General features: G+C 60.8%; 15 protein-coding genes. 10 read left to right on the top strand and 5 right to left on the bottom strand.

All coding sequences use genetic code 11. The features are described from left to right. Positions 1–67: 67 nt before the first annotated feature. The 3 genes from QMK58_RS16780 to QMK58_RS16770 form a co-directional block, all read right to left on the bottom strand. Positions 68–1,369: an NAD(P)/FAD-dependent oxidoreductase gene (locus QMK58_RS16780; RefSeq protein WP_053159031.1), complete on the bottom strand. Its 1,302-nt coding sequence runs from the start codon at positions 1,367–1,369 to the stop codon at positions 68–70. Then, on the bottom strand, positions 1,366–2,454 hold the full coding sequence (locus QMK58_RS16775) for a polyamine ABC transporter substrate-binding protein (RefSeq protein WP_053159033.1): 1,089 nt from the start codon (positions 2,452–2,454) through the stop codon (positions 1,366–1,368). Before QMK58_RS16775 ends, QMK58_RS16780 begins: the two co-directional genes overlap by 4 nt. Positions 2,455–2,611: 157 nt before the next feature. Next, on the bottom strand, positions 2,612–3,970 hold the full coding sequence (locus tag QMK58_RS16770; protein WP_053159036.1) for a glutamine synthetase family protein: 1,359 nt from the start codon (positions 3,968–3,970) through the stop codon (positions 2,612–2,614). Between the two features lie 162 nt (positions 3,971–4,132). On the opposite strand from QMK58_RS16770, the gene QMK58_RS16765 reads away from it, so the two are divergent. Then, positions 4,133–5,065, top strand: a complete 933-nt coding sequence (locus tag QMK58_RS16765) for a helix-turn-helix domain-containing protein (protein WP_053159038.1) — start codon at positions 4,133–4,135, stop codon at positions 5,063–5,065. Here QMK58_RS16765 and QMK58_RS16760 read toward each other — a convergent pair. Then, complete coding sequence (locus QMK58_RS16760; RefSeq protein ID WP_053159040.1) at positions 5,062–5,658, bottom strand: cupin domain-containing protein; 597 nt, start codon at positions 5,656–5,658, stop codon at positions 5,062–5,064. The genes QMK58_RS16765 and QMK58_RS16760 overlap by 4 nt on opposite strands. 165 nt (positions 5,659–5,823) lie before the next feature. After that, positions 5,824–7,785 carry an FAD-dependent oxidoreductase gene (locus QMK58_RS16755; protein ID WP_320395077.1) on the bottom strand — a complete coding sequence of 654 codons (1,962 nt, stop codon included), beginning with the start codon at positions 7,783–7,785 and terminating at the stop codon, positions 5,824–5,826. Between the two features lie 462 nt (positions 7,786–8,247). Here QMK58_RS16755 and QMK58_RS16750 point away from each other — a divergent pair, with 462 nt between their 5' ends. From QMK58_RS16750 to QMK58_RS16710, 9 genes are all read left to right on the top strand, one after another. After that, positions 8,248–9,036, top strand: a complete 789-nt coding sequence (locus QMK58_RS16750) for a class II aldolase/adducin family protein (protein ID WP_320395076.1) — start codon at positions 8,248–8,250, stop codon at positions 9,034–9,036. A gap of 239 nt (positions 9,037–9,275) precedes the next feature. Then, the gene (locus QMK58_RS16745) at positions 9,276–9,923 is read left to right on the top strand and encodes a TetR family transcriptional regulator C-terminal domain-containing protein (RefSeq protein ID WP_053159046.1); all 648 of its coding nucleotides are present in this window, start codon (positions 9,276–9,278) and stop codon (positions 9,921–9,923) included. Positions 9,924–9,998: 75 nt separating this feature from the next. Further along, positions 9,999–10,715, top strand: coding sequence for a response regulator (locus QMK58_RS16740; RefSeq protein WP_053159048.1), 717 nt, complete (start codon positions 9,999–10,001; stop codon positions 10,713–10,715). 5 nt (positions 10,716–10,720) lie between these two features. Further along, positions 10,721–11,494 carry a substrate-binding periplasmic protein gene (locus tag QMK58_RS16735; protein WP_053159050.1) on the top strand — a complete coding sequence of 258 codons (774 nt, stop codon included), beginning with the start codon at positions 10,721–10,723 and terminating at the stop codon, positions 11,492–11,494. Then, the gene (locus tag QMK58_RS16730; protein WP_320395075.1) at positions 11,491–13,737 is read left to right on the top strand and encodes an ATP-binding protein; all 2,247 of its coding nucleotides are present in this window, start codon (positions 11,491–11,493) and stop codon (positions 13,735–13,737) included. Before QMK58_RS16735 ends, QMK58_RS16730 begins: the two co-directional genes overlap by 4 nt. 208 nt (positions 13,738–13,945) lie before the next feature. Then, positions 13,946–15,358, top strand: coding sequence for an amino acid permease (locus QMK58_RS16725; RefSeq protein WP_053159054.1), 1,413 nt, complete (start codon positions 13,946–13,948; stop codon positions 15,356–15,358). A 362-nt stretch (positions 15,359–15,720) separates the two neighbouring features. Then, positions 15,721–16,512: an enoyl-CoA hydratase/isomerase family protein gene (locus QMK58_RS16720; RefSeq protein ID WP_053159057.1), complete on the top strand. Its 792-nt coding sequence runs from the start codon at positions 15,721–15,723 to the stop codon at positions 16,510–16,512. Positions 16,513–16,603: 91 nt separating this feature from the next. Then, positions 16,604–17,764, top strand: coding sequence for an acyl-CoA dehydrogenase family protein (locus QMK58_RS16715; protein WP_053159062.1), 1,161 nt, complete (start codon positions 16,604–16,606; stop codon positions 17,762–17,764). Positions 17,765–17,782: 18 nt separating this feature from the next. Further along, on the top strand, positions 17,783–19,882 hold the full coding sequence (locus tag QMK58_RS16710; RefSeq protein WP_320395074.1) for an acetate--CoA ligase family protein: 2,100 nt from the start codon (positions 17,783–17,785) through the stop codon (positions 19,880–19,882). The last annotated feature ends 7 nt before the right edge of the window (positions 19,883–19,889 follow it).

The following is a 19,889-nucleotide window of genomic DNA, read 5'->3' as shown; positions in this document are numbered from 1 at the left end:
CCGGGCGGTGCGGTATGTCAGGCAGACCGCCTTCGCCGACGAGCCAGCTCCTGCAGGGTAAAGGCTGTCAGCCCAACACTTCACGCACCCTGTACCACAACATTCCCAGTGCCAGCAGCGGCGAACGCAGGGCGCGGCCGCCGGGGAAGGTCATGTGTGGCACGGCGCTGAACACGTCGAAGCCTTTGCTGTGACCGGCATGGATCGCTTCGCCCAACAGTTTCGCGCACCAATGGGTCACGTTCAGGCCATGGCCGGAGTAACCCTGGGCGTAGAACACGTTAGGGTGCTGGCTCAGGCGACCGACCTGCGGGAAGCGATTGGCCGAGATGCCGATTTTGCCACCCCATTGAAAATCGATGCGGGTGTTGGCCAGTTGAGGGAACACCTTGAGCATCTGCGGGCGCATGTAGGCGGCGATGTCCGCCGGATCTCGCCCGGAATAGTGACAGGCGCCACCGAACAGCAATCGCCGGTCTGCCGAGAGCCGGTAGTAATCCAGGCCGACTTTCTGATCGCACAGCGCCAGGTTGTGCGGGATCAACTGCGCGGCGGCTTCTGCTGACAAAGGCTCGGTGGCAATAATGTAGCTGCCCGCCGGCAGTACCTTGCCGCTGAGTTTGGGTTCGAGTTCTTCCAGATGCGCGTTACACGCCAGCACCAAGGTGTTGGCGCGAACCGTTCCACCGGCGCATCGCACTAGCGCGGTGCTGCCATGGATCAACTCCAGCACCGGACTTTGCTCGAAGATCTGTACGCCAAGGGTTTCTGCGACCCTCGCTTCGCCCAAGGCCAGATTCAGCGGATGCAAATGCCCCGAGCCCATGTCCACCAGGCCACCGGCATACACGCCGGAATTCACCACGTGTTCACGGATCTGCCCGGGTGCGATCAAGCGGGTTTCATGGGCGTAGCCCGACTTGATCAGTTCGGCCTGTTCGGCCTTCATCGCCGTGAACTGCGCCGCCGTGTTGGCCAGCTCGCAAAAGCCCCAACGCAGGTCGCAATCGATGCCGTGTTCGCGAATACGATCGGCCACCACTTGCACCGACTCGATGCCGGCGTGCTCAAGGTATTGCACGCCGTCGGCACCAATGTGTTTGGCGAAACCGCTGACGTCATGCCCGATGCCGCGAATCAACTGACCGCCGTTGCGCCCGCTGGCGCCCCAGCCAATCCGTCGGGCTTCGAGCAGGATCACCGAGAGCCCGCGCTGGGCCAGTTCGATGGCCGTGTTGATGCCGGTGAAGCCGCCGCCAATCACGCAGACGTCGGCCACCAGATCCGTGTCCAGGGTCGGCCGCGGCTTCATGCCTCTGGCCGACGCGGCGTAATAGGAATGGGTGTGTTCGCGGGTGTACTGATTCATTTGTTGGACTTCACTTTGCTCCACGACCGGGTCATCAGACGCATGATCGATTGGGGCGGGGTCGTGGAGATATACAGCTTGTCGAGGACTTCCTGGGATGGGTAAACCTCGGGGTTGTTCACCAGTTCAGGTTCCATGAACTGTTTGGCGGCCGGGTTCGGGTTGGCATAGCCGACCGAGGCGCTGACCTTGGCGATCACCTGCGGGTCGAGCAGGTAATTGATGAAGGCGTGGGCTTCTTTGGGGTTGCTCGCGTCGGCGGGAATGGCCAGCAGGTCGAACCACAGGTTGGCGCCTTCCTTGGGAATGGCATAGGCGATATTGACGCCGTTGCCGGCTTCCTTGGCCCGGTTGGCGGCCTGGAACACATCACCCGAGTAACCGAAGGCGACGCAGATGTCGCCGTTGGCCAGGTCCGAGACGTACTTGGACGAGTGGAAATAGGTGATGTAAGGGCGAATGCTCAGCAGCTTGGCTTCGGCTTTTTTGAAGTCTTCAGGATTCTCGCTGCGTGGGTCCATGCCCATGTAGTTGAGCATCGCCGGGAACACTTCGTCGGCCGAATCCATCATCGACACGCCACAGGCGCTGAGCTTCTTGATGTTTTCCGGTTCGAACAGCACGGCCCAGGAATCGATCTTGTCGATGCCCAGCACAGCCTTGACCTTGTCGACGTTGTAGCCGATGCCGTTGGTGCCCCACAGGTAAGGCACCGAGTGCGAGTTGCCCGGATCGTTTTTCTCCAGCAACGCCAGTAATTTCGGGTCGAGGTTTTTGAAATTCGGCAGCTGCTCGCGGTCCAGTTTCAGAAAGGCACCGGCCTTGACCTGACGGGCGAGGAAGTGGTTGGACGGCACGACTACGTCATAGCCGGTGCGGCCGGCAAGGAGTTTGCCCTCCAGGGTTTCATTGGAATCGAAGACGTCGTAGATCACCTTGATCCCGGTCTTGGCCTGGAAGTCGGCGAGGGTGGTTTCGCCGATGTAATCGGTCCAGTTATAGACGCTGACCTGAGGCTGGGCCTGGGCGACGGCACTGAACAGGACCGCCATCGCGACGGGAACCACGGATTTCAAAAGACGCATATCGATACCTTCTTGGAATTATTGGGTTATCCCGATTTTTTTCTGTCCGAACTGTAGGAGCCGGCTTGCTGGCGAAAGGGGAATGCGGTGTATCAGGTACACCCCGCCACGTCTTTCGCCAGCAAGCCGGCTCCTACAGGGAGCGTGTGTGCTGTCGTCAGACGCTAAGCATCAGGAACTCACGCTCCCAGGAGCTGATCACCCGCTTGAAGTTCTCGTGCTCGGCGCGTTTGACCGCGACATAGCCACGCACGAACTTGTCGCCCAGGTAACGGCCAATGGTTTTGCACTCTTCCATTTGCGTCAGCGCGTCTTCGATAGTGATTGGCAGGCGCAGGTTGCGACGCTCATAGGCACGGCCCTGGACCGCAGCACTCGGTTCGATGCGCTCGACCATGCCGAGGTAACCGCACAACAGACTGGCGGCAATGGCCAGGTACGGGTTCGCGTCGGCGCCCGGCAGGCGGTTTTCCACGCGCATGGCGTCCGGGCTGGACGTCGGTACGCGCAGGCCGACGGTGCGGTTTTCTTCGCCCCACTCGACGTTTACCGGTGCCGAAGTGTCCGGCAGGAAGCGGCGGAACGAGTTGACGTTCGGCGCGAACATCGGCAGCACTTTCGGGATGTACTTCTGCAAACCGCCGATGTGATGCAGGAACAGTTCGCTCATGTTGCCAGCGGCATCGGCGAAGATCGGCTGGCCGGTGGCGATGTCCACCACGCTCTGGTGAATGTGCATGGCGCTGCCCGGCTCATCGCCGACCGGCTTGGCCATGAAGGTGGCCGCCACGTTGTGCTTGAGCGCCGCTTCACGCATGGTGCGTTTGAACACGGTGATCTGGTCGGCCAGGTCCAGGGCATTGCCATGACGGAAGTTGATTTCCATCTGTGCCGGGCCGTCTTCGTGGATCAGCGTGTCCAGGTCCAGGCCTTGCAGTTCGCACCAGTCGTAGACGTCTTCGAACAGCGGATCGAATTCGTTCGCGGCGTCGATGGAGAACGACTGACGACCGCTTTCGGCACGGCCCGAACGGCCCATGGGTGCCTTGAGCGGCAAGTCCGGGTCTTCGCAGCGCTGGGTCAGGTAGAACTCCATTTCCGGCGCAACAATCGGACGCCAGCCCTTGTCGGTGTACAACTGCAGGACTTTCTTGAGCACGTTGCGCGGCGACAGTTCGATCGGGTTGCCGAATTTGTCGAAGGTGTCGTGGATCACGATGGCGGTCGGCTCGATGGCCCATGGCACCACGTACACAGCGTCGGCGTCCGGCTTGCAGACCATGTCGATGTCGGCCGGGTCGAGCAGGTCGTAGTAGATGTCGTCGTCGACAAAGTCCCCGGTTACCGTTTGCAGAAGGACACTTTCCGGCAGGCGCATGCCTCGCTCATGCAGGAACTTGTTGGTCGGTGCAATTTTGCCGCGTGCAATGCCGGTCAGATCGCTGACGACGCACTCGACTTCGGTAATCTTGTGATCTTTCAGCCAAGTGAACAGCTGATCGAAAGGGACATTCATAAAGACCTCGTTATTGGTTTTATTAACGCCAGGAGAGACCGGTTTCATCCGCCGGACACTTCCCCTGTAGCGCGTTGACGACTATCTTGTGCGAGCCGTGCGGTTCCATCTATCCACTTTAAGCAGCACAAAGCGCACCAAAAGAGTGCGTAAGGTCGCCTCATGACAGGTTCAACTTCCCTCCAGGTCCAAGCGTTCAGCACCGCCGATGTTGCCGAGCAAATCCGCGCTACGCCCGGCTGGGTGCAGCAATACCAGCAGATGTCGCCGGGGCATTTCGCGGGCCTGGTGCGTTATCTGGATCTTCAGGGCGTGGAGATTTACGAGGAGTCGATGAACACCCGGGTCGAGCAGAATTTCAGCGCGCCCCAGGGTTCGCTGGCGTTCTGTTTCGATCGCAGCGACAACGCGCTGTACGTGTTGAATGGCGAAAGCCGCAACATCTGGATCACCCCGGAGAACTACCAGGAAATCGCCGTGGTGTTCGGCCCCGAGTTTGTCCAGCGCCACAGCCTGGATGTCGCCCGGCTCGAAGGTCTGTTCATGGCACCGCTCAATTCCCAGCAGAATGCGCTGTTCAGTCGCTGGCTCAGCGGCACGCTGACGCGCCTTTCGCAGACGTTCGATCCGCTGAGTCGCGAAGCCCTGACCCAGCAATTGCTGGACGATTGTCTGTTCATTCTCGACAACGCCTGCGTGTGTCTCGACCAGGGTGCCTTGCAACGCCGCGCCGGGGAGCGGGCGATCATGAAACGGGTAGGGGAATGGGCGGCGGACACGCCGGAAGAACACCTCAACCTGCTGGAGCTGTCACAGGTTGCCGGAGTTTCACTGCGTCAGCTGCAGCACGCCTTCAAGACCTACGCCGGCATGGCGCCGACCCAATGGTTGCGCTTGCGCCGGCTCAACAGTGCCCGCCGCGAACTGCTCAGCCGCACGCCGACGCAAACCACGGTGGCCGAAGTGGCCATGCATTGGTCGTTCTGGCATTTGGGCCGGTTTTCCAGCAGCTACCGCGCCTTGTTCAACGAGTTGCCGAGCGATACGCTCAAGCGTGCGAGTGCCACTGGGCCCAGCGGTCGTGGTCGGCGTTAAAAGGTTGGCGGCGTGATCACCCAGATCACCACCGCATCGACGTCGCCAGGGTTGCCGTAACGGTGCGGTTGCTGGCTGGAGAAGCTGAAGCTGTCGCCTTCATTGAGCTGGAAATACCGTTCGCCGACCCACAGCTCGAAACTCCCCGAGAGCAGGTAACCGGCTTCTTCACCGTCATGGCTGTAGCTTTGCTGGCTGTAGGTGCCCGGCGGAAATCGCGAGTGAAGCATTTCCAGTTGGCGGTTGGCTTGCGGGGTCAGCAACTGGTCGACGATGCCGTCTTCGTAATGCACGTTCAGGCGACTGTTCTTGCGCACCACGATGCCGTCGTCCTCGGGAGCGGTGACGGCTTCGCTGGCGAAAAACCATTGGATGGTCACGCCCAGGCTTCTGGCGATGTTGAACAGCGCGGGGATCGACGGATACGCCAGGTTGCGTTCCAGCTGGCTGATATAGCCAGCGGTGAGTTCGCTCTGCTGCGCCAGTTCGACCAGGGTCATGCCCCGGCGCTTGCGCAGGCCGCGAATGCGCGTGCCGAGGAAATGCGGTTCGGCGCTGCCGGTTGCGGGGGGTGTCTTGCTGTTGTTGCTCATGGAAAATTCCGAACCGGGAAGAGGATCGCATCCCCTGTAGGAGCGAGCCTGCTCGCGATGCGGTGGGTCAGCCAACATTGATGTTGAATGTACTGACGCTATCGCGAGCAGACTCGCTCCTACAGGGGCGGTGTTAGCCGTGAAAGCCCCGGAGTATAAACAGCCTTAAAGCGCCCAGGCGACTTTCAAACCTTCATAGATTGCTTCTTCAGCGGTGCGCGGTGCCAGGCAATCGCCGATGCGACGAAATTCCACCAACCCTTGCAACTCTTCGCCCAGGGTATCCACCGGTTGATGGCCCTGGCACAACACCAGCGTGTCGATGTTTTCCATCAGCATCGGTTCGCCGCTGGCGGTGTGTTGCAGGTAGACGGTGTTGTCATCGCAGCCATACAACCGCGCATAGGGCGTGATTGGCACACCCAGTTTATGCAGCTCGCCGGCCAGTTGATCGCGTACGTACAGCGGCAGGTTTTCCCCGCAATGGGTGCCGTTGACCGCCAGTTGCACCTGATGCCCGGCGCGGATCAGACGTTCGGCGATGCCGGGGCCGATCCAGTCGCAGCGCCAGTCGACGACGACCACTGAACGGCCGATCTGCACTTCATCGCGCAACACCTGCCAGGCATCCACCACCTGCAATTCGCCGCCCCGTTCGAACGCCGGCCAGTAGGGCTCGGCGCCAGTCGCGACAATCACCACGTCGGGTTTTTCTCTTTCTACCAACGCTCGATCAACACGGGTATTGCGGATGACACGCACGCCGGCCAATTCCATCTCCCTTTGCAGGTTGGTACTGGCGCCACCGAACTCGCTGCGTCGAGGCAGCAACTGTGCGAGCAACACCTGACCGCCGAGTTGTGAACTGGCTTCGTAGAGTGTCACTTCATGCCCTCGCTGGGCGGCGACGGCAGCGGCTTTCATACCCGCCGGGCCGCCGCCGGCGATCATGATGCGCTTGCGATGCGGCGTCGGTTTGCGTTCACTGAAAATCAGCTCACGCCCGGTTTCCGGGTGCTGGATGCAGGAAATCGGCAAGCCCTTGTGAAAGTGTCCGATGCACGCCTGATTGCAGGCAATGCATGCACGTACGTCTTCGGCACGACCGGTGTCGGTCTTGTTCGGCATTTGCGGGTCGCAAATCAAGGCTCGGGTCATGCCGCACACATCGGCCTGGCCCCGAGCCAGAATCAGTTCCGCTTCCTGGGGCTGGTTGATGCGCCCGGTGACGAACAGCGGGATGTCCAAACTGGCCTTGAACGTCCCGGCTTCCTTGGCCAGGTACGCCGCTTCAATCGCCATCGGCGGCACGATATGCACCGCGCCTCCGAGCGATGCCGACGTGCCGGCGACGATGTGCACGTAATCCAGCTGCGATTGCAGCCGTTTGACGGCGGCCAGAGATTCGTCTTCGGTCAGGCCCTCCGGGTCGCGCTCGTCGGCGCAAATGCGCAGGCCGATGATGAACTGCTCGTCGGTGGCTGCACGCACCGCAGCAATGATTTCTCGCAGAAAACGCAGGCGCTGTTCCAGCTCGCCGTTGTAGCCATCGGTGCGACGGTTGACCCGGGGATTGATGAATTGCGCCGGCAAATAACCATGGCTGGCCACGACTTCGACGCCGTCGATCCCGGCCTGATGCAAGCGCCGGGCAGCGGCGGCGTAACCGGCGACGATCTCATCGATCATCGTCTGGTCGAGTGCGCGGGGCATTACGCGGAACCGCTCGTTAGGCACCGTCGAAGCGGAGTAGGCCACCGCCAGCAAGCCGTCGCTGGACTCCATGATTTCCCGCCCCGGATGGAACACTTGTGACAACACCACGGTGCCGTGGGCGTGGCAGGTTTGTGCGAGTTTGCGGTAGCCCTCGATGCACGCATCGTCGGTCGCCATCAGCACGTGGGAGGTATAGCGCGCACTGTCGTGAACGCCGGCCACTTGCAACACGATCAGGCCGACACCGCCCTGCGCACGCGCCCGGTGATAGGCGATCAGTTGTTCATTGACCAGATTGTCGGTCGGCATCGAGGTGTCATGCCCGCTGGACATGATGCGGTTTTTCAGGCGCTTGCCACGAATCTCCAGGGGTTCGAACAGGTGCGCAAAGGCGGGTGTCGAGGTCGGCATGGGGCGGGTACTCCTGGCAGGCTGGCCTGTAGGAGCGAGCTTGCTCGCGATGGACGTTAACGAAAACGCGTGTCGTCTGGACGAACGCGTCGCCCTCCGGTCCATCGCGAGCAAGCTCGCTCCTACAGAGGAATCAGGTTTTCGGTGTTGTTATTATTGGCCTATAGAAATTTACCCTCAGTAAAAAATCAACTTGTTTTTTTACTATGGCTTGCAGTAGTTTCGTGTCGAGCCCGCTCGCCACCGTGGATCAAAGCAAGGTGATCCAGAGCGAATGTTGGTTTTTGGGTCGACCATGGTGAAGAGCTGGAAGAGCGCTTCACTGCCTGGGCTGTAGGAGCTGGCTTGCCAGCGAAGGCGGGCTCATGATCGATGCAAAACCCAAGGGCGATCTGTAACTGGACGCACAACCGCGTCCAGCCGTACTGTCTGCACCAGCCGATCAGCCTGGAGACCACAAGAATGAACACCATCGCCACCCACCTGGCCTCCCAGCGCAGCGCCACTGAACAGCGCCTGCGAGAAGAGCTGGCTGCGTGTTATCGCCTGATTGCGCATTACCGCATGACTGACCTGATCTTCACCCACATCTCGGTACGCATTCCGGGGCCGGAGCATCACTTTCTGATCAACCCTTACGGGCTGATGTTCGATGAGATCACCGCGTCCAACCTGGTGAAAATCGACCTTGATGGCCACGCTGTCGAGCCGTCGCCATACCCGGTCAACCCGGCCGGTTTTGTGATTCACAGCGCGATCCACGGTGCCCGTGAAGATGCGCAATGCGTGCTGCACACCCACACCAAATCCGGTTGCGCAGTCGCCGCGTTGAAGTGCGGATTGTTGCCGGTAAACCAGATTTCCATGGAGTTCTACGGCCGCGTGGCTTACCACGATTACGAAGGCGTGGCGCTGGACATGAGTGAGCAGCAGCGGCTGGTGGCGGACATCGGCGACAAGCCGGTGTTGATGCTGCGCAACCATGGATTGCTGGCCGTTGGCGAAACGGTGAGCCAGGCATTCTTGCGCATGTATTACCTGGAAAAGGCCTGTGAAATTCAGTTGGCGGCGATGGCGGCCGGTGAAGTTGTATTGCCATCGGATGAGGTCTGCGCGCATACCGAGCGGCAGTTCAACGATCCAGGACGGCCTTTGGAAGAAGGTGAGTTGACTGACCCGGATGCGATGCAATTGGCGTGGTCGGCGTTGTTGCGTTTGCTGGAGCGGGTGGCGCCGGGGTATCGGGACTGATCTGGAATCTGTGTTGCAGGTGCTGACGCTTTCGCTGGCAAGCCAGCTCCTACAGGGATTGTGTCGGGTGCAAAAGGTGCGGCACCCCGAGTTCCTGTAGGCGCTGGCTTGCCAGCGAAGCAGGCACCGCGGTCCCTAAGACTGGAAAGCGACTGGAGACATCCCGTGCTCTTGCTGTACAGTCGTTCAGCTCGCAGCAAAAACGCGGGTCCACCGATTGAGCCCAAGGAGTGTCGCCCATGAATCAGGAAGCCCGTTTTTCCCGCATGGAACCGGAGTTGCGCAAAGCCAACCTGATCGAGGCGACGCTGGTGTGTCTCAAGCGCCATGGCTTCCAGGGCGCGTCGATCCGCAAGATTTCCGCCGAGGCCGGGGTGTCGGTCGGGCTGATCAGCCATCACTACTCCGGTAAGGACGAACTGGTGGCCGAGGCTTACATGGCGATCACCGGGCGTGTGATGACCTTGTTGCGCGACGCCATGGAGCAAGCCGCGCCCAATGCCCGGGAGCGTTTGTCGGCGTTTTTTCGCGGTTCGTTTTCCGCCGAATTGCTCGATCCGCAGCTGATCGATGCCTGGCTTGCATTCTGGGGAGCGGTGAAAACCGCCGAAGCGATCAACCAGGCCCACGACCATTCCTACGGTGAGTACCGCGGCATCCTGCGCAAGGTGCTGACGGAACTGGCGCAGGAGGAGGGCTGGGAAAACTTCGACGCGGACCTCGCCGCCATCAGCCTCAGTGCCTTGCTTGACGGTTTATGGCTGGAGTCGGGGCTCAATCCCGGCACCTTTACCCCGGAGCAGGGCATCCAGATATGCGAAGCCTGGGTCGACGGTTTGCAGGCGGGTGGACGTCAGCGCTTTTGCGGGCAGACTAGTAGCTGTTGATCACTTGTTCAGCAGTGGCTACTCTTTGGCGCTGATGCAGCACCCCTCTAATAAGAAACAAGCAGGACACCGGCAATGACTCCTCGGGTATTGATCGTCGATGACGATCCGCTGATTCGCGATTTGCTGCACGCCTACCTGTCCCAGGAAGGCTACGACGTGCATTGCGCGGCCACCGCCGAGCTGGCAGAAACGTTCCTCGCCAGCCAGAGCGTCGACCTGGTGATGCTCGACATCCGCCTGCCGGGCAAAGACGGCCTGACCCTGACCCGCGAACTGCGGGTCCGCTCGGAAGTCGGGATCATTCTGATCACCGGGCGCAACGACGAAATCGACCGCATTGTCGGCCTCGAATGCGGCGCCGATGACTACGTGATCAAACCGCTCAATCCGCGTGAGCTGGTGTCCCGGGCGAAAAACCTGATTCGCCGGGTGCGCCATGCACAGGTACCACACGCAGTTGCCGCCGTCGTCAAACCGGTCAAACAGTTCGCCGACTGGGCGCTGGACACCGACCGCCGCCGGCTGATCGACCCCACCGGTAGCGAAACCCTGCTGACCCACGGCGAATTCCAGTTGCTCAGCGTCTTTCTGCGCAACAGCGGTCACACCCTCAGCCGCGACCAGTTGATGGATCAGATCCGCAACCGCGAATGGGTGCCGAACGACCGCTCCATCGATGTACTGGTCGGACGCTTGCGCCGCAAGTTGCATGACGATCCGTCGGAGCCACAATTGATCATCACCATCCACGGCGCCGGCTACCTGTTCACCGCTGGCGTGGCAGCCTGATCTTCATGAAGCGGTGGCTGTGGCTGCTGTCAGTGCTGGTGTCGGGCAATGCCCTGGCGAACGAAACGGTGCGCTATTGCGATTATCCGGTGTACCCGCCGATTTCCTGGAGTGACGGCAAACACGTTCGAGGCCTGGCGCCCAGCGTGGTGAAAAACCTCTTCGGCCGAATGGGATACGACGTTGAAGTCGTGGTGCTGGGTAACTGGAAACGCTGCCTGCTCGACGCCGCCGAAGGCCGGGTCGATGTGGTGCTGGCCTACAGCACCGCACAACGGGAGCAAAGCATGCTGTTCTCCACGGTGCCGGTACTGCGCGAAGAAGTGGCCTTGTTCATCAATCGCCGGCACCCCGTGACGTTCGAGGAACTGGACGACCTGGCGCACTATCGCGGCGGCCTGTTGTTCGGCGAGAGCTATGGTGTGGAATTCGATCGCATGGCGGCTCGACACAACAACATCGAATGGGTCTCCGACAGCCGTCAGAACTTTGGCAAGTTGATTCGCGGGCGCATCGACTTCATCACCCAGGAGCGCCGGACCGGGCAGCTGTATGTGGAAAACCTGCCCGGTGCCCAAGACATTGTCGCGTTGCCCAAAGCCTTGAGCGTTGACTACCTGCGGGTTGCCGTCTCGCGCAAATCTCCTCTGGCCATTCACATGCCGCAAATCAACGAGCAGTTGCAGCGCATGGTCGATGCCGGTGATATCGAGCGCTGGTTGAATGAAAGTGAGGTGACTTACCGCGACATGATCAACCTGCCGGCGCACGCGCAATGATTCGCGCCCGGCCCGGTGGACTGCTGCGACGCCTGTTGCTGTTCATCCTGTTGTTCAGCCTGTGCTTCACCGTGCTGGCCAGCAGCGTGCAGCTGTACATCGAGTATCGACGGGAAATGCGCGACATCGATTCGCGTATGGAGCTGATTCGTGCCGGGTATCTGGCCAGTCTGGAACGCAGTCTCTGGGACTTGAATCAGGAGCAACTGAACGTGCAGTTGCGCGGGTTGGTGGACTTTTCCGACGTGGCTCGGGTGCATCTGAGCAGCCCCGACTTCGATCTGGTGCAAGGTAACCTGGAGCCCGTCGGGCCGTTGCGCATCGAGCGGTTCGCCCTGGATTATCAGCCGCCCTCCGGTCCCTTGCGCAACCTCGGCGAACTGGAAGTCAGCACCGATCTGGGCGCGGTGTATCAGCGTCTGTTCGCCACCGGTTTGACCAGTCTGTTGTGGATGGCCGTATTCCTGTGCGGCCTCGCGGTGGCGTTGTCCGGGTTGTTTTATCGGCTGGTCACCCGCCACCTGAAAGTCATGGCCGAGTTTGCCCGAAGCATCGCCGCCGGCGACTGGCAAGAACCGTTGAATCTGGACAAGCGTCGCGGCAGTGATGAAATCGACACCGTGGCCCAGGCTCTTGACGACATGCGCCGCTCGATCCTGCGGGATATCGAGCGCCGGGAAACCGATCGCCTGGCCTTGCAGGACAACCGTGATCAATTGCTGAAGATGGTCGAGCGCCGCACCGCCAGCCTGATGCGCGCCAAGGACGAAGCTGAAGCGGCCAACCTCGCCAAATCGCGATTCCTGGCAACCATGAGCCATGAACTGCGCACGCCGCTCAACGGCATCCTCGGCATGGCCGAACTGTTGCGCGGTGCGCGTCTGGACGAGCAGGACGGCAAACGCCTCGATGCCTTGCACAAGGCTGGCGAAGGGTTGCTGACTATCCTCAATGAGGTGCTGTATTTCGCGAAGCTGGAGGAGGGTGTCAGCCATCCCGAACCGGTGGTTTTCTCCTTTCGACAGCTCCTGGATGAAGTACTGACGCTGCTCGAACCACGCGCTCTGAGCAACGACACCTTGCTGCTGCACCGAATAGACCCGCAGGTCGCCGAGCACCATCAGGGTGCCGAGCAGTTTTTGCGGCAAGTGTTGAGCAACCTGCTGGCCAACGCGATCAAGTTCACCGAAGGTGGCGAGGTCAGTGTCGAGGTGGCGCTGCTCAATCAAGCACCCGAGCAAAGATTGCGCATCAGTGTCACCGACAACGGCATCGGCATCGCGTCCTCCGTGCAGACGAAAATCTTCGAGCGATTCACCCAGGCCAGCGAAGAAGTGGCCCAGCGCTTTGGCGGCACCGGATTGGGCCTGGCGATCTGTAAACACCTGGTGGAACAGATGGGTGGCATTATCGGGGTCGACAGCGAGGTCGGTCGTGGTAGTTGTTTCTGGTTCGAGCTGACGTTGCAACCGGCCAGCCGTGTCGAAAAAGTGCTGCCGGTTCGCGCAGTCGGGCCGGCGCTGGACATTCTGGTGGTCGAAGACGTGGCGCTCAACCGCGAGGTGGTCAAGGGCCTTTTGCAACGGGATGGCCATCAGGTATGGCTGGCCGAAGACGCGGAACAGGCAGTGCTTGAATGCGCCGCCCGCAGATTCGATCTGCTGTTGCTCGACGTGCATTTGCCGGGGATCAGCGGCGTCGAGTTGTGCAAGCGGGTTCGCCACTGTGAAGGACCTAACCGTCATACCCGCATTTTCGCTCTGACGGCCAGCGTGCAACCGGCGGTGGTGCGTGGTTATCTGGAGGCGGGCATGGACGGCATCCTGGCCAAACCGCTGAAGCTGGAAAACCTGCGTCAGGTGTTGCAAGGGCAAGCGCCAGTCGCCACGCCTGTGCCGGACGGCGAGGTCATTGACTGGCCGCTGATACAAACCCATCGCACCTTGCTCGGTGAGCAAAAGGTCCAGGGACTGCTTGGGGTATTGCGTAGCTCGATTGTCCAGCATCGCGAAGCACTGGAGGACGCTATCGCGGCGGATGACTGTACTGAAGTCGCCCATCAGGCTCATCGACTGGCGGGCAGCAGTGACTCGCTGGGATTTCGTGCCTTGGCCTCGGCGCTGCGGGCACTGGAAGAAGCGGCGCTGGCCAACAATCAATCGTCCATCGAAGCGTTGGCACCGCGTGTCCACGAGCAGATGCAGCACGCGCTGAAGGCTCTGGAAGCCCTGTTGCAGCGCTGACGTACAAGTTTGTTACGACTTTCTACAACTTCGATCTTTACGGTCAACGCAAACTTACATCGCTTTCCAATAATCGACGCAACCGCCGCAGCGCGGTCTTCGAAGCTTATTGGAGATAATAATAATGAAATGCCGTAAAGCTGCTTCCTCCCTGCGCCGTGACCTCCTGTCACGCGCTGCGCACCTCACTGACTGCTGAGGTGCCGACATGAACGACAACACTGATCGCAAAGGCATCCAGCTCACCCGCGCCTTGAAAAGCCGGCACATATTCATGTTGTCCCTGGGTGGCGTGATTGGCACCGGCCTGTTCATGGGCTCGGGCGTGACCATCAACCAGGGCGGACCGGTGGGGGCGATTCTGGCTTACCTCGTGGCGGGTTTCCTGATGTATCTGGTGATGGTCTGTCTCGGCGAACTGTCGGTACAGATGCCAGTGTCGGGTTCCTTCCAGACGCACGCGACGAAATACATCGGCCCGGCCACCGGTTTCATGATCGGCTGGGTGTACTGGATGAGTTGGGCCACCACCGTCGGCCTGGAATTCACCGCCGCCGGCATGCTGATGACGCGCTGGTTCCCGACGATCCCGATCTGGTACTGGTCGGCGCTGTTCGTGGTGGTGTTGTTCGGCATCAATGCCATGGCCACCCGTGCGTTCGGTGAAGCGGAATACTGGTTCTCGGGGATCAAGGTGGCGGCGATTCTCGGGTTCATCGTAGTCGGCGTGCTGGTGATCTTCGGTGTGATGCCCCTGAGCAGTGGCGCACCGGCGCCGATGGCGACCAACCTGATTGGCGACTCGTTGTTCCCCAACGGCTTGTCCGCTGTGTTCGCCGTCATGATGACCGTGGTCTACGCGTTCCAGGGTTGCGAGATCATGGGTGTGGCCGCTGGCGAAACCGATCAGCCGGAGAAGAGCATTCCCCGCGCCGTGCGCAACGTGGTGTTTCGCGTGCTGATTTTCTATGTGCTGGCGATCATCGTGCTGTCGGCCATCGTCCCTTGGCAGCAGGCGGGGTTGATGGAAAGTCCGTTCGTGCAGGTGTTCGACATGGTCGGCATTCCTTACGCTGCGGACCTGATGAACTTCGTGATCCTCACGGCGATCTTGTCGGTGGGCAACTCCGGGCTGTATGCCTCGACGCGGATTCTGTGGGCGATGTCGAAAACCGGCATGGCGCCCAAAAGCCTGTCACCGCTGAGCAAGCGTGGCGTTCCACTGCGGGCCTTGAGCATCACCCTGTGCTTTGCGCTGGTGTCGTTGATGACCAGTTTCGTCGCCGCTGACACCTTGTTCATGGTGCTGATGGCGGTGAGCGGGATGTCCGGCACCGTGACCTGGATTGTCATCGCGCTGGCGCAGTACAAGTTCCGCAAGGCCTACCTGCGTGAGGGCGGCAAACTCAGCGACCTGAAATACCGCGCACCGTGGTTCCCGGTGTTGCCGCTGATGTGCATCACGCTGTGCTGCTCACTGTTCGTATTCCTGGCGCTGGATGAAACCCAGCGGCCGTCGTTGTATTGGGGCTTTGGGTTTATTGCGCTGTGTTATGGCGCGTACTTCCTGATTCATCGCAAACGCCAGGGTGTGTTGGCACCGAGCTTGCCGACGGCTTGATCCCTGTAAGAGCCGACTTGCTGGCGCATATGTTCCTGCAGGAGCCGGCTTGCTGGCGATAGCAGCGCACCAGTCAACCGCGATGTTGAATGTGAGGCTGTCATCGCCAGCAAGCCGGCTCCTACAGGTTTTGCGTTATCGGTGTTTCCCCGCAATACGTTGTTGCCAGTTGTTCGAAGTTGTAACAGCGGCACTGGCCTAACCCTGAAAATCAACAAATAAGCCAATAAAACCAATGTGTTAACGATTGTAGAAGATCGTTACAGGTCATCTCTTCACCAATTGCCGCCTTACTGAACACTCGTTTAGTATGGCCTCAAGTCGCGTCACCTCAGACCAATCACAATAATTCGAGGACTCCCATGACTACTCAATCGTCACTGCTCAGCCAGGTCGAAGCAGGCGTTGCCTTGATCACCCTTAATCGCACTGCCCAGCGCAATGCGCTCGACATCCCGACCCTGAAAAACCTGCATGCCCTGCTGGAAGAATTCAATGCCGATCCGGCCGTGCGTGTCGTCGTATTGACTGGCAGCGGCCGCAGCTTCTGCGCCGGTGCCGACCTTGATGAATGGGCCGATGCCGAAGCCCGGGGCGCGCTGGAAACCTACGGCTGGACCGAAACCGCCCACGCCCTGATGACCCGCCTGCACAGCCTGGAAAAACCCACCATCGCCGCCATCAACGGCACCGCTGTCGGCGCCGGGATGGACCTGACCCTGTGCTGCGACTTGCGCATCGCCGGTCAATCGGCTCGTTTCAAGGCCGGTTACACCAGCATGGCGTACTCACCGGACGCTGGAGCCAGCTGGCACCTGCCGCGACTGATCGGCAGCGAACAGGCCAAGCGCCTGTTGTTCCTCGACGAATTGTGGGGCGCCGACCGTGCCTTGAATACCGGACTGGTGAGCGAAGTCTGCGCCGACGAACAACTGCTGACCGTCGCCAGTGAACTCGCCGCACGCCTGGCCAGCGGCCCGACCTTCGCCTTCGCCCAGACCAAAAAACTCATGCGTGAAGGTGCCGAACGCAGTCTGCCTGAACAACTGCAAGCCGAGCTCGCTGCCGGCCTGCTGTGCGGTCGCAGCGAAGACGGCACTGAAGCCCTGCGCGCCGCCATGGAAAAACGCCCGCCAACTTTTATCGGTCGCTAATCCGCATGCACACCGATCTGTAGGCGCTGGCTTGCCAGCGAAGCCTTTTAGCATCTCCCCATTTCGCCGTTAATGAACAACAGGTAGCACCATGAATTTCCAACTGACCCAAGAACAAGAAATGTTGGTGGACTCGGTACGCAGCTTCGTCGAGAAAGAACTGCTGCCTTATGAAACCGAAGTAGACCGTGCCGACGAGGTTTCCCCGCAGCTGGCGGCACAGATTCGCGGCAAGGCGATTGCCGCCGGTTTCTATGCGTTCAACATGCCCGAAGAAGTGGGTGGTGGCGGTCTGGATTACCTGTCCCAGGCGCTGATCGAGCGTGAGCTGTCCAAGGTCTCCTGGGCACTGCACGTGTTCGTGGCTCGGCCATCGAAAATCCTCATGGCCTGTACCGGCGACCAAATCAACGACTACCTGTTGCCGTGCATCCAGGGTGAGAAAGTCGACTGTTTCGCCCTGACCGAACCGGGCGCCGGTTCTGACGCCAACGCGATCAAGACCCGCGCCGTGCGTGAGGGTGACGACTACATCCTCAACGGCAGTAAGCACTTCATCAGCCACGCTGGCCATGCCGACTTCGCCATCGTTTTCGCCGTGACCGACACCTACGAGCACAACGGCAAGAAGCGCAACGCGGTGACCTCATTCCTGGTCGACCGCAATACCCCGGGCATGACCATCCGCCGTGGGCCCAAGTGTGTGAGCAACCGTGGATACCACACCTTCGAAATGTTCTTCGACGACTGCCGCGTACCGGCCAGCAAAGTGCTGGGCGAAGTCGGCAAGGGTTGGGACGTGGCCAACGCCTGGCTGACCGCCGGGCGCGTGATGGTCGCGGCCAACTGCGTCGGTCAGGCCCAGCGGGCACTGGACGTGTCGCTGCAATGGGCGGCGGACCGCAAGCAATTCGGCCAGCCAATCGGCATCTATCAAGGCGTGTCGTTCAAATTGGCTGACATGGCCACGCAAATACGCGCCGCCGAACTGTTGACCCTGCACACCGCCTGGAAAATGGACCAGGGCAGCATGACCGATGGCGAGGCGGGCATGGCCAAGCTGTTTGCCAGTGAAGTGCTCGGGCGCGCCGCCGACGAAGCGGTGCAGATTTTCGGCGGCATGGGCCTGATGGACGAAGGCCCGGTGGAGCGCATCTGGCGCAACGCACGAATCGAAAGGATCTGGGAAGGTACGTCGGAAATCCAGCGCCACATCATTTCCCGCGAATTGCTGCGGCCACTGCTGCGCTGACCGGCCCGGAGAACTCCCATGTCGCAAACCATTCGTGACAACCTCAAACGCATGCTCGCGCCACAACACGTGGCGTTTGTCGGCGGCCGCAGCATGGCCCGTGCGCTCAAGCGCTGCGCCGAGGGTGGATACCAGGGACAGATGTGGCTGGTCAATCCGCAGCACGACAGCCTCGAAGGCGTGCCCTGCGTGCGCAGCATCGCCGAGCTGCCGAGCGGGCCGGATGCGGTGTTCATCGCCACCAACCGCGAGCTGACCCTGACCTGTGTGGCCGAACTGGCGGCCATCGGTGCAGGCGGTGCGATCTGCTACGCCTCGGGCTTCGCCGAAACCGGCTCTGAAGGTCAGGCCCTGCAACAACGATTGCTCGAAGCTGCTGGCGAGATGGCCTTGCTCGGCCCCAACTGCTACGGCCTGCTCGACTACCTGCACAGCTCTGCGCTGTGGCCGGTGGCCCACGGCGGCAAAGCGGTAGAGAAGGGCGTGGCGGTGCTGACCCAGAGCGGCAACTTCGCCTACAACCTGTCGATGAGCGACCGCTCGCTGCCGGTGGCCTACATGGCCTCGGTGGGCAATCAGGCGCAACTGGGTGTCGCTGAACTGATGGACGTGTTGCTCGACGAGCCGCGCGTCACCGCCATCGGCCTGCACCTTGAAGGCCTGAAGAACGTGCCGGGTTTCGCCCGCGCCGCGCACAAGGCATTGGAAAAGGGCATCCCGATTATCGCGCTGAAAACCGGCGTGTCGCAGATCGGTGCCGAACTGGCCCTGAGTCACACCAGCTCGCTGTCTGGCTCCGATGCGTTGTATGACGCGCTGTTCGACCGCCTCGGGGTGATTCGCGTCAGCGGTCCGGTGAGTTTTGTCGAAACCCTGAAAGCGGCGGCGTGCGGCAACCTGCCGGCGGGCAACAGCCTGATCGCGCTCGCCTGTTCCGGCGGCGATGCCGGGCTGATTGCCGACTACGCCGAACGCAACGACCTGAGCCTGCCGAAACTCGATCAAGGGCAGGTCGGTGAACTCGCGCAGGTGCTGCCGACCTACGCCAACCTGGTCAACCCGCTGGATTTCACCACGGCAATCTGGGGTGATGGCGAGGCGTTGAACCGCATGCTCGACAGCGCATTGCGCACCGAAGCCGATGCAGCGATGCTGGTGCTCGACTACCCATCCGAGTACACCGGTGAGCGCAAGGAATGCGACTTGCTGCTGGAACTGTACTGCGCGGCGCTACAGCGTCACGGCAAGAGCGGTTTTGTCACCTCGGCGTTTCCTGAGTTGCTGCCGGCCCATGCCCGTGAGCGTCTGCATGCGCAAGGTGTTGCGGCGTTGCAGGGCGTTGAGGACGGATTGGCCGCGTGGGGCCGCATCGCCGGTTATCAGCGTAATCGTCAGGCGTTGTTGGCACTGGGTGAGTCGGCGCTGGTGCCGTTGTGCCCGCAAGCGCTTGCAGGCGAGGGACGCTTGCTCAATGAATGGGATTCCAAACAGGCGTTAAGCGCCTTTGGCTTGCCAACGCCGAACGGTGTTTTGAGCACCCCGCAAAACGCGCTGACAGATGCCCAAACGCTGGGTTATCCGCTGGTGGTGAAAGCCGTCAGCGCGCAGTTGCCGCATAAAACCGAGGCCGGTGCCGTGGCACTGAACCTCAAGGACGGCGCGGCATTGAGCGCTGCACTTGAAAAAATGCATACCAGCATCGCGGCCTACGCGCCGGGTGTGCCGTTCGATCAACTATTGCTGGAACCGATGGCCAAACCGCCACTGGCAGAACTCATCGTCGGGATCAAACGCGAAAACGATTTTGGTCTGGCGCTGGTGATTGGCGCGGGCGGCATTCTGGTCGAGTTGCTCAAGGACAGTCGCAGCCTGTTGCTGCCGACCAACGACGGCGCCATCCGCAATGCCGTGCTGAGCCTGCGCAGTGCTCCGTTGCTGCAAGGTTTCCGGGGGCGCGAATCGGCCGATCTGGAGGCGTTGGTCGCTGCGATTTGCGCGGTCGCCGATTACGCCTGTGAGAACGCCGCGCAACTGCTGGAACTCGATGTGAACCCATTGTTGGTCGGTGCCCAGGGCACGACGGCGGTCGATGCGTTGATTCGCCTCGGCCAAGAGTGAGGACATT

This window comes from Pseudomonas sp. P8_241 (genome assembly GCF_034008315.1).
GTDB lineage: Bacteria > Pseudomonadota > Gammaproteobacteria > Pseudomonadales > Pseudomonadaceae > Aquipseudomonas.
Note: the sequence above shows the minus strand (reverse complement) of the source record. Positions and strands in the feature narration are given on the sequence as shown.